The organism is bacterium (assembly GCA_030655055.1).
GTDB lineage: Bacteria > Edwardsbacteria > AC1 > AC1 > EtOH8 > UBA5202.
The window spans coordinates 1-11433 of record JAURWH010000169.1 but is presented as its reverse complement, the minus strand read 5'-3'; the positions used below and the strand labels follow the sequence as shown (position 1 = coordinate 11433).

Sequence of the window (11433 nt, the reverse complement as noted above, 5' to 3'; positions counted from 1 at the left end):
GGGTGCACTTTGACCTGAGCTACACTTCCTTCTTTGACCTGGGATACAAGGCCATGGCGGCCAACCTTTCCGACATCGCGGCCATGGGGGGAACCCCCCTGCTGGCGCTGGTCACCTTGGCGCTTCCTTTAAAAACCAACGTCAAGCAAATAGACCAACTATATGCCGGAATGCAAGCGCTGGCAAAAAAACACGGGGTCGTCATCGCCGGGGGCGACATCGTCAAAAGCCGGGAGCTTTCGATCACGCTGGCCCTGCTGGGTGAATGTGATCCCAAGAATACCGGACTGCGCTCCGGAGCCAGACCCGGTGATGCGGTGCTGGTGACGGGTGAGCTGGGGGGGAGCCAGGCGGGGCTGGAATTGCTGAAATCAACCCTTCGACTCCGCTCAGGGCAAGAAATCAAAAATAAAAAATCAGAACTAGTGCGGAAGCACTTGCGGCCGGAGCCCAGGGTGGCTGAGGCAATATTGCTGGCCTCCCGGTTCAAGCTGCACGGGATGATAGACATCTCCGATGGACTGGCCTCGGAACTGCACCACCTGTCCAAAGCTAGCAAAGTGGGCATCATCATAGACCAGGGGGCCCTGCCGGTGGCTGAGCAGGCGATGGTCATCGGGAAGATGCTGGGGCGCGACCCCCAAAGATACTGTCTTTACGGCGGGGAGGAGTATGAGCTGCTATTCACCCTGCCGCCCCGGGAAGCCATAAAAGCCAGAGCCCTGATCCAAAAACAGGGAACGGCCTGCACCATCATCGGCCAGGTGGTCAAAGGCGGTCAGGTCAGCATCATAGTCCAAAACGGCCAAAGAGAAAAATTAACAAACCAGGGTTATACACATTTTTAAAGCCTTAAAAAAGCGGGAGACAAAAATGACCTTAAAGCAGATCTTTGCCATGGCTAAAAAGAACAAGGTGGAATTTGTCGCGGTAAAATTCGTGGACCTGCTGGGGAAATGGCACCAGATAACGGTTCCCTCTCACGAGCTGAAGCCGGAGCTTTTTGAGCGCGGCCGGGGCATAGGCTTCGACGGCTCCAGCGTGGCCGGATTCACCCAGGTGAAGGCCGGGGACATGATAGTGATCCCCGCACCCGATACCGGATTCATGGACCCCTTTGCCAAGCTGCCCACCTTATCCTTCCTGGGCGAGGTGATAGACGTGGCCACCGGCGAGAAGTTCGACCGTAATCCCCGCTTTATCGCCGAGAAGGCCGAGCAGTACCTGGCCAAGACCGGCTACGCCCCCCAGAGCTTCTGGGGTCCGGAGTTCGAGTTCTACCTGTTCGACTCGGTCCGCTACCAGAACCAGGCCCAGCACAGCTTTTTTGAGGTTGATGCCAGGGAGGCCCACTGGAACAGCGGCAAGGAAGAGAACCCCAATTTGGGAAACAAGATCGCCCACAAGGGAGGCTACCATGCCGCCCCGCCCCATGACAGGTTCTTCGACTTCCGCTCCTCGCTCTGCAAAACCATGGAGCAGTGCGGGATCCCGGTGAAATACCACCACCACGAGGTGGGCGGGGCCGGGCAGATGGAGATCGAGGTGATGTTCGACACCCTGACCAAGATGGCCGACCGGGCCATGCTGGTCAAATACATCGTCCGCAACGCCTGCTTCCAGGCCGGGCTGGCCTGCACCTTCATGCCCAAGCCGCTGTTCGGCGAGCCCGGCAGCGGGATGCACGTCCACCAGTACCTGGCCAAGGACGGCAATTCCCTGTTCTACAAAAAGGGCGGGCTGGTGAACATGTCCGACCTGGCCCTGCATTATCTGGGCGGCCTGCTTAAGCACGCCCCGGCCCTGCTGGCCTTCACCAATCCCTCCACCAATTCCTACCGCCGGCTGGTGCCGGGCTACGAGGCCCCGGTCAGGTCGTCCTACTCGGTGGGCAACCGCACCGCGGCGGTCCGGATCCCCGGATACCTTACCGACCCCAAGACCATGCGCTACGAGTTCCGCCCGCCCGACGCCACCTGCAACCCCTACCTGGCCTTTGCCGCCATGCTGATGGCCGGGATCGACGGCATCAAGAACAAGATTGACCCGGGCCAGCCGTTGAACAAGGACCTGTTCAGCCTGTCCAAGGCCGACCTGGAGAAGATACCCACCCTGCCCACCTCGCTGCCCGAGGCGCTGGACGCCCTGCGCCGCGACCACCAGTTCCTGCTGCAGGGTGGCGTGTTCACCAAGGACCTGATTGACGTCTGGACCCAGCTGAAGAGCAGGGAATCAGAGGCGTTGGCCCTAAGGCCCCACCCCTATGAATACGAGCTTTACTACGACTGCTGACCCTAAAAACAAAAAAGACAAAAACCGGGAAAGGAGTCCAAATGAAAAAACTGAAGACAATGTCCGCAGTTATCGTCATACTGCTTGTGGCGGTGGCGAACCTGGCAGCCAGCCAGCGGGTGGTGGTGGCCGAGGATTTCACCGGGACCTGGTGCACTTGGTGCCCGAGTGCTGCCAGGGGGCTTGAACAATTACATGAAGAAACAGGAGATTCACTGCTAGTGCTGGCATATCATTCTGGGGACCCTTATGCTAGCACGGAGGTGAATAGCAGGATTGAATATTACGGTGATATGGTTCCGGGATTCCCGACGGTAATCTTCGGCGGGCTTGACAGTATTGTCGGGGGGACTACGACTACAATGTATGATTACTACCGCCCGATGTTTGACTCTCACAAAACAGTCCCCAGTCCTTTTGAGCTAACCATGATAATGGGAACCCACGACCTGGTAACCCGCACCGGAGTGGTAGTCGTAAAAATAAGGAACACGAATATAACCCCCGAGTCGGGAACCCTGCACTTCGCAGTCATGGAGCGGAATATTCCGGAAGTGTGGTTTGATATGACAGAGATCGACTATACGGTCCGGGACATGATCCCCGACGAGAACGGCCAGGTCTTCACCATCCCGGCCGGAGACAGCGCCATGTTCGTCCGCAACTTTACCATAGACCCCTCCTGGGTGCTGGGGAAATGCCAGTTCGCGGCTTTCGTCCAGAGGGCCGACAAGCAGATAATCCAGGGCTCGCATCTTTACGGGGCCTGCCTGGCCCAGCAGGGCTACACCCTGACCGAGAACGGGGACGGGGACGGCTACTACGAACCGGGTGAAACCCTTGACCTGTCGGTCAGGGTAAAGGACCTTTATGCCGCCGGCACCGGAGCCGAGGTGGAAGCGGTCACGGCAGACACCTTCATCACCCTAAGCAACACTCTCTTTAGCATCGGCAGCATGGCGCCGGGGGATTCCGCCAACAACAGTTCATCACCGTTTTTGATCGGGGTCAAAGCTTCGGCCAACATGCCGGAGGGGCACCTGGTGACCATCCACATCAACAAAAGGATATACAGCGGCCTTTACGGCGAAATCGTGACCGTCACCGACTCGGTTCAGTTCACAGTGGGGACTCCGGCGGTGATCTACACCGAAGATTTTGAAAGCGGGCTGGGCAACTGGCTGGCCGGTTACACCGCTTATACCACCGGCATCAACTGGGATACCACCACCGCGGAATACCACAGCTTCAATACCTGCATCACCAACGCCGAGGGCGGCGACTATGCCAACAAGCAGAACCGCTGGATCCGGATGCTGAATCCCCTGGACCTGACCGGCTATTCATCGGCGGTTCTTACCTGGTACGAAAAGTACGACGTGCTGGCCGGAGATTACTGCCGCCCCGAGGTGGCCACCGACAGCGCCGCCATCACCTGGAGCACATTAGTAACGGGCTACAACGGCTCGGTCGGATCCTGGCAGATGCGAACGGCCAACATCACCAATTACTGCGGCAAGAAATATTTCCGGCTCAGGTTCCGGTTGGTAACCGACACCATTAATGTGGCGGACGGCTGGTCGGTGGACGACATTGCCATCGACGGGTATCTGAAGACAGGGATAGAGGGCGAACCGCAAAGGATCGCCGGTCCAGTAGCCATCCAATTGTTCAATTCATACCCCAACCCCACCGCCCAAGCGACTGCCATCAGCTACCAGATATCCACTACCCAGACGGTAAAAATGAATATCTATGATATCACCGGCCGGCTGGTAAAAACCCTGGCAAATGAAAAGCAGTCTCCGGGAAAGTATCAGTTGACCTGGGATGGCACCGACAACCAGGGGAAAAGGGCCGCTGCCGGAGTTTACTTTTACAGCCTGCAGACCGCTGAAGGAAGACTATCCAAAAAACTGATTTTGGTAAAATGAGAACCTTTAAAACGATCATATTTTCCCTCGGACTGTTATTCTTTCTGGGCTTTTCCAGCACTGTCGACGCCCTAAACTTTAAGCTTAAAACACCCGGCGGGCAAAAAGTGGTGCTGGAAAAGCTGCTGGAGCAGGGCCCGCTGGTGATCTCCTTCTGGGCCACCTGGTGTCATCCCTGCCAGGAGGAGCTGCAGCACCTGCAGAAATACTATCAGGTCTATGCCGACAGCGGGATCGGATTTCTGGCGGTCAGCATCGATGAAGCCAGGAACCGGCAGAAGGTCAGCTCGCTGCTGGCCGGGAAAAAGATCACCCTGCCGGTGGCCCTGGATCCCGAGCAGGAGGCCATGAAGGCTTTTGGCCTGACCGATGTTCCCGGACTGTTCCTATTGGACCGGCAGGGCAACATCATTTACCGGCATTTGGGGTACAAGCCGGGGGACGAGAAATTGTTGGAAGAGGAGATCATGAAGATCATCCGGCGCCCGGCCCCAGGCGACACCCTGGCCGCACCTGAATCAAAGTGATAGAATGACGAAGAAGCACATAATAACTTTAGTTCTGCTGGCGGCCCTAGCCGGATGCGGAAAGAAACTGCCGACCCCGTCCGAAAAGGCCGGTGAGCAGACCGGAGTTCCCCGGCGAGTTCTGCTGGAGCTCTTTACCGCCACCTGGTGCACCTATTGCCCCATCGCCGACAGCGCGGCGGAGGCCTTGGCTACGGATGCTGGGACTGATGCAACTTTAATAGAGTACCATTTCCCTGATCCGGGGGATACGGATCCATTTGCTTTTGATCAAGTTGGTCTGAGGGCTGGTTTTTATGGCATTGATGCCCCACCAGTAATGGTTTTCGACGGTATAACTATATTTGGGGGAGCAACTGAATTCCAGGGCACTTATCAGGATTATAAAACAGCGTTCAATAACCGCCTGCTTTTAAAAAGCCCCATCACCATCAGCCTGACCGGCCAAACCCAGAACGGGGTCGTCAACTATCACCTGGAGATAACGCCCCAGCAAAGCATAACCCAGACCGACCTGAGGCTTTTGCTGGTGGTGATGGAGGATCCTATTTCCTATATTGCTCCAAATGGTGTAAGTCTCCACCGGTACGTGGCCCGGCAGATAATCCCAGACAATCAGGGAACCGCTATTTCCCTGAATTACGGAAACACTTTTACCAGGGACGGGTCCATTACCCCGGATCCATCGTGGAACCTGAACCGCCTGCATCTGGCGGCCTTTGTCCAAAGCTATGACACCAAAGAGGTGCTGCAGTCGGCCAGTCTCAGCCTGGCCGCGGCGGCCTACAATATTACAGTAACCGCCTCCGATACCATGGCCGACGTGAAAAAGGACAGCCTGGCACTTTTCCCTCTCGTCATCCGCAATACCGGCAGCGCCGGGGATACATTGATCCTGGAGATTTCCGACAGCTCCTCTTCGGCCACCATTGCCGGATCGCTCTGGAACACTTCCTCCGGAATCATTTCCGGGTTTCCTGCCCAGACCGGTTTCCTGGCCCCAGGTGATTCCCTGGCCAGCTATGTCCTCCGCTTAAGCGATTCCACCATCGGGAATAAAACAGCCACTCTGGTGGCGTATCCCAAGCACAACCCGTCCCAAAAGCAGTACCTTAATTTCCATCTTAATGTGGCCCTGTCCATAGTATATGATTTTACCCTGACCGCGCCGGAGACCCTGCAAACCGTTGCCGTTGACAGCCAGGCCGAGTTCCGTTTCACACTGAAGAACACCGGTACCGTCGGCGACTCCCTGATCCTTGACGTTCCGGACAGCCTGCTTCATCCCAATGTTACCCTGAAATCACTTTGCAACCTGACGGGGCTCTGTTATCCCATTCCCTATACCACCAGAATGATCGCCGCCGGAGACTCGCTGGCCACCCTGGTGGTCCATCTGGGCAGCAATACCGACGGCCCGATCTACGGCACCCTGATCGCCACCTCCAAGGCCGATCCGACATTACAGCGCTTGATAAAGTTCTATGCGGATGTGACCTTGAAATGAAGAAGATACTTGCCGCGACATTACTTCTGGCAGCCTTTAAGGCCGCTCCGGGGATCGAGTTCACCGGCACCGAAAGGGCCTATCTTTGGGATGCCCAGCCCGGCCAGGCCCTTAGCTATAAGAACATCCTTGACCTGCGCCTGGCCGGAAGCCTGAAAAGCGGCTGGGAGCTGGAAACCGGGGCCCGGCTGCTGCTTGACCAGGAATCCTGGCAGGACACGGTGCTCTACGGCGGACTTTCCCGGAAATTCCTGTCGGTCAAAAATGAAAACATGAACCTTACCGCCGGCAATTTTTACAGCACTTTAGGGCGGGGGCTTTCCTTAAGCTGCGTGGCCGATGAGAAAGTGAAGATCGACCGGGATGTTGAAGGCCTTCAGGTCAGATCATCCTGGGGGGACTGGCTGGAGGCCAAAGCCCTGGCCGGAAGGATCCGGGAGAACCTCAACTGGATTGACAGCGCCAGGAGCTATGCCGGAACCGAGATCAAACTGATGCCGCTGAATTCCCTGGCCCTGGGGGGCATCTACCTCCGGGCCAACGCCGGGGAAAAGACCAGCGACCCCTCCTTTGGCAAGGCGGCGGAAGAATACTACGGCGGGCATCTGTCCTGGGCCTGGGCCCCGGCCGACCTGTATGCCGAGTATCTGGCCCGCCGCACTTACGGCACCTACGATGCCACCTGGGGCTGGATCGGGATCGAGGATGTGAACGGACACGCCCTGTATGCCGCGGGTTCACTCAACCTTTCCGGCCTGTCCCTGGCTCTGGACCTTAAAAACTACCGGGATTTTGACAACCAGCTAAATGCCCCGCCGGCCTGCAACCGCGAAGGCCGCCTGCTGAACGCCGGCTATGACGAACAGGGCGGGCAATTGGACATCACCGCCACACCCTGGGAAGGGCTGGAGCTGGCGGCCAATTATTCCCAGGCCAGGTCCCCCCGCCTCAGCCAGAAATGGCGGGACGCATATTTTGAGGGCCGGTGGAAAGCCGGGGAAGACCTTGACCTGTCCCTGGAACTGGCGGACCGGCGCGAGGATAATCTTCAGCCCGACCTCAAACAAAAATATTATCAGGGAGGAAAGGCCGGAGGCGCCTGGCGTTATGACGGCCGCCGTTCTTTAACCCTTAAGGCCGGGGCCGATCTCTATGACAATTATTATTTTTCCAGCGGACTGAAATACACCGAGTATTCCCTGGACCTGAGCTGGAATGCCGGACAGGATATTCAGATCTACGGGTCCGGAAGCCTGGCCAGCCAAAAGGTCCCCGAGTATCAGGACCAGGACCGGTGGGGGGAAGCCGGGGCCTCCTATCAATGGGATCAGGGCCGGCAAAAGCTGACGGCTTCGACCGGACAGAGCAAGGGGGGGCTGGTCTGCTCCGGCGGCTTTTGCCGCTATGAACCCTCTTTTCGTGGAATGAAAGCCTCCTATCAGTTGAGTTTTTAGGACACTTGCCTAACCACAAAAAGCACAGAGGACACAAAAATCGAACTTGAGAAATAGTCTGTGATTTATGTGCTTTCTGTGGCTAAAAATGTTAAGTATGATAATTATAACGAGAATAATTCAGGTTTAGTTTTCACAGTCTACTTCAATATAACAACAGGAGCTTGATGGACAATCTTTATGCCGTGGTCCTGGCCGGGGGCCGGGGGGAACGGTTCTGGCCCAAAAGCCGCAGCAACATGCCCAAGCAGCTGCTGACCCTGACCGGTCAAAGCTCGATGCTGGGCGAGACCCTGAAACGGGTGGGGTCATTGGCCCCGGTGGAGAGGCAGTGGGTGGTCACCGGTGAGGACCTGGTGAAATCCATAGAAAAGATCGGCATCGTCGGACCCCGGCTGATCGGGGAGCCGTCCGGCAAGAACACCGCCCCGGCCATTGCCGTGGCCGCCGCCGAGATCGCCCGGGAAGATCCCGAGGCGGTGATGATGGTGCTGCCCTCCGACCATTTCATCAATGACGTGCCCAGGTTCCAGCAGGCCCTGGAGCAGGGGGCGGTCCTGGCCCGGCGGGGTTATCTGGTGACCATCGGGATCGCGCCGAACCGGCCCGAGACCGGCTACGGCTACATCGAGCGGGGCGAAATGCTTCCCGACTGCAGCATTCCCTGCTTCGTGGTCAAAAGTTTCCGGGAAAAACCGGACGCCATCACGGCCAACAAATTCGTCAAAAGCGGTTACTTTTACTGGAACGGCGGGATCTTCGTCTGGAAGGCCAAGACCATTCTGGAGCAGATTGAAAAGCATCTGCCGGAACTGCATAAAAAACTGAACGCCTGGCAGAAGCTGGGGGGCTTGAGCGCCGGGCAGGAGAAGTTCGCTGATTTTTACCGGGAGGTGGAAAAGATATCCATCGACTACGGAGTGATGGAGAAGGCGGAGAAGGTGGCGGTGATCAAGGGCGACTTCGGCTGGGACGACCTTGGCTCATGGGAGGCGGTGGAGCGCTTCCATCCCCGGGACCAGCACCAGAATGTGCTGGTGGGGAACTGCCTGGCCATAGATTCCCAGAACAACCTGGTCTACAGCGACGACGGGATGGTGGCGGCGCTGGGGCTCAAGGATATCATCATAGTCCAGTCCCAGGGCGCGGTGCTGGTCTGCCACCGGTCCAAAGTGCAGGAGGTCCGAAAGGTGCTGGAGGAATTGAAGAAAATGCCCGACGGGGATAAATATATTTAACCGACCATTGTCTCATAAACAAGGCAGTAACTACAGATCCCTTCAGGCCCGGGTGCACGAGGGGATCTGATCCAGGGAAAAATACCCGGCATCCTCATTCACATATTTGCATTTTAGCACAGGAGGTTCCAGTTAGATGAAGCACAAGATCCTTTTGGCTGCGGCCCTGCCCCTGCTTTTCGCGGGATGTTTCGGCAACAAGCAGGAAGTTCAAAAGCCCCTGGCCGAGCCGGTGGCCGAGGCCCCGGCCAAAACGCCGTTCCCGGAACAGCCGGCCGCCCAGGCCCCGGCGCCCCAGTCTGAAGCCCCGGTTCCGCAGGATAACTCCGGGATGACAATACCTTCCGGCAGCAAGGGCCCGGTGAACCAGGTATACGGATGGCGGGTCCAGTTGTTCGTCTCCGGCTCCATCGAGAACGCCCGCCGGGTGGCCGAGGAAGCCCGCTGGAAGTTCAAGGACCAGCAGATCTACATCGCCGAAGCCCTGCCCTATTACAAGGTGCAGGCCGGAAACTGCCTGACCCGCCAGGATGCCGACAATCTTAAGGTCCGGGCCAAGGCCTTGGGCTACCAGGGATCGTTCGTAGTGGAGATGGACCTGACCCGCTGATATCCGGCAACCCCAATAATAAGTTATAAGGAACCTATGAAACCAAGAGATTATTCATGTCCTTCCTGGTTTCCTTATAGTATCCGGTTTATACAAATCAGGAATCTAAAGTTTCTGCTGCCGGCCTTTTTGATGATGGCCGGCCAGGGCTTTTCACAGATGATCCTGCACAAGGCCGCCGATCCCATGGGACAGGATGTCTCCGGCGACCGGCAGGTGGTGGTGGCCGGGAGGGCGGCCGACCAGCCTTTGGTGGTCCAGGTCACCAATGCCAAAGGGGAACCGCTGTCCGGGGTCAAAGTTCTGTTCGATGTGGCCGGGGGCCAGGCGGCCCGGCTGGACAGCGCCCAGGCCATTACCGATGTCCAGGGATATGCCCGGTGCCGGGCGACCTCCAATACCGGACCCCAGCCGGTCTACATCAACGCCTGGCTGGCCGCCGGTCCGGAGCAGAGGGTGACCTTTACTTTGCACTCTTTTCTGCCCCACTGGTGGCTGTTTGCCCTGCTTGGTTCTTTGGGTGGAGTGGCCCTGTTCCTGTTCGGCCTGCGCTTCAGTTCCCGGGGCCTGCAGAAGGCGGCCGGGGTCAAATTAAAGCAGATGCTGTGGAGCCTGACCGATAACAGCCTGATGGGGATGGGGGTGGGGGCCCTGGTGACGGTGATCATCCAGTCGTCCACCGCCACCACCGTGATGCTGGTCTCGCTGACCAACGCCGGGCTGATCGGCCTGCGCCAGGTGCTGGGGGTGATCCTGGGGGCCGACATCGGCACCACCGTCACCGTCCAACTGATAGCCTTCAAGCTTTCGGACTATTCCCTGATCCTGGTGGCGTTGGGGTTTTTGCTGATGACCATCGCCGGCAAAAAGGCCTGGCGCTATTACCCCCAGATAATGTTCGGGGCCGGGCTGATATTCTTCGGGCTGAAGCTGACCTCCGAGGCCATCGCCCCGCTGAAAGTTTTGCCCTGGTTCACCCAGATGTTCCTGCACCTGGACGGAAACCCGCTGCTGGGGGTGCTGATAGGCACGGCCTTCACCCTGCTGGTCCACTCCAGCGCCGCCACCATCGGAATACTCTTGACCCTGGCCTTTCAGGGCCTGATCCCGCTTCCGGCCGCCATCCCGGTGATCATCGGGGCCAACATCGGCACCTGCGGCAGCGCCCTGGTCGCCGCCTGGGGCCAGACCAAGGAGGCGGTGCTGGTGGCCTGGGGCCACACCATCTTCAAGGTGGGGGCCGGGCTGCTGGCCCTGATCCTGATAAACCCCTTCACCGCCCTGGTGGTCCGGATGGGGGGGGAGACGGCCCGGCAGATCGCCAACGCCCACACCCTGTTCAACCTGGCGGCGGCTTTGATCTTTCTGCCCTTCCTGGTTCCTTACGAAAAACTTCTGCGGCGGATCGTCCCCGATCAGCTGGACCGCCAAAAAGCCTTCGGGCCGAAGTACCTGGATGAAAGGGTGCTGGAAACCCCGTCCCTGGCCATCGGACAGGTCTCCCAGGAGATATTACGAATGGCCGACATAGTCAAGGGAATGCTGGGCCGTTCCATGGAAGCCCTGGAGAAGAACGACAGCCTGCTGCAGCAGCAGCTGGTTGACGAAGACGACAAGGTGGACCTGCTGGAGGAGGCCATCACGCCTTATGTGGCCAAGATCGCCCAGCAGGAGCTTTCGGGAGACCAGTCGAATAGGGGGATCAAACTCTTATATGTGGTCAACGACCTGGAACACATCGGGGATGTGATCAGCAAGAACATCTGGGTCCATGTCCGGTAAAAGATCGACGGTCAGCTGGCCTTTTCCCAAGAGGTCCTGTACGACCTGCGGGAGATCCACCGCCAGCCCATGGCAACCCTGGACCTGGC

General features: G+C 58.0%; 9 protein-coding genes. All 9 read left to right on the top strand.

Translation table 11 applies throughout. From position 1 onward, the window contains the following. A partial coding sequence (gene thiL / locus Q7U71_08110) for a thiamine-phosphate kinase (GenBank protein ID MDO9391721.1) occupies positions 1–848 on the top strand: 848 nt, incomplete at its 5' end. A gap of 25 nt (positions 849–873) precedes the next feature. Beyond that, the gene (gene glnA, locus Q7U71_08105) at positions 874–2292 is read left to right on the top strand and encodes a type I glutamate--ammonia ligase (protein MDO9391720.1); all 1419 of its coding nucleotides are present in this window, start codon (positions 874–876) and stop codon (positions 2290–2292) included. A gap of 41 nt (positions 2293–2333) precedes the next feature. Next, positions 2334–4226, top strand: coding sequence for a FlgD immunoglobulin-like domain containing protein (locus Q7U71_08100; GenBank protein ID MDO9391719.1), 1893 nt, complete (start codon positions 2334–2336; stop codon positions 4224–4226). Continuing rightward, a complete protein-coding gene (locus Q7U71_08095; GenBank protein MDO9391718.1) occupies positions 4223–4753 on the top strand; it encodes a TlpA disulfide reductase family protein in 531 nt (176 codons plus the stop codon). Before Q7U71_08100 ends, Q7U71_08095 begins: the two co-directional genes overlap by 4 nt. Before the next feature lie 4 nt (positions 4754–4757). Then, positions 4758–6260 carry a hypothetical protein gene (locus tag Q7U71_08090; protein MDO9391717.1) on the top strand — a complete coding sequence of 501 codons (1503 nt, stop codon included), beginning with the start codon at positions 4758–4760 and terminating at the stop codon, positions 6258–6260. Next, on the top strand, positions 6257–7714 hold the full coding sequence (locus Q7U71_08085) for a DUF6029 family protein (GenBank protein ID MDO9391716.1): 1458 nt from the start codon (positions 6257–6259) through the stop codon (positions 7712–7714). The genes Q7U71_08090 and Q7U71_08085 overlap by 4 nt, the downstream gene beginning before the upstream one ends. Before the next feature lie 167 nt (positions 7715–7881). After that, positions 7882–8952, top strand: a complete 1071-nt coding sequence (locus tag Q7U71_08080) for a mannose-1-phosphate guanylyltransferase (protein ID MDO9391715.1) — start codon at positions 7882–7884, stop codon at positions 8950–8952. Positions 8953–9088: 136 nt separating this feature from the next. Then, entirely contained in the window at positions 9089–9562 is a 474-nt protein-coding gene (locus Q7U71_08075) for an SPOR domain-containing protein (GenBank protein MDO9391714.1), read from the top strand. Between the two features lie 159 nt (positions 9563–9721). Next, complete coding sequence (locus Q7U71_08070) at positions 9722–11344, top strand: Na/Pi symporter (GenBank protein ID MDO9391713.1); 1623 nt, start codon at positions 9722–9724, stop codon at positions 11342–11344. Positions 11345–11433 lie beyond the last annotated feature (89 nt).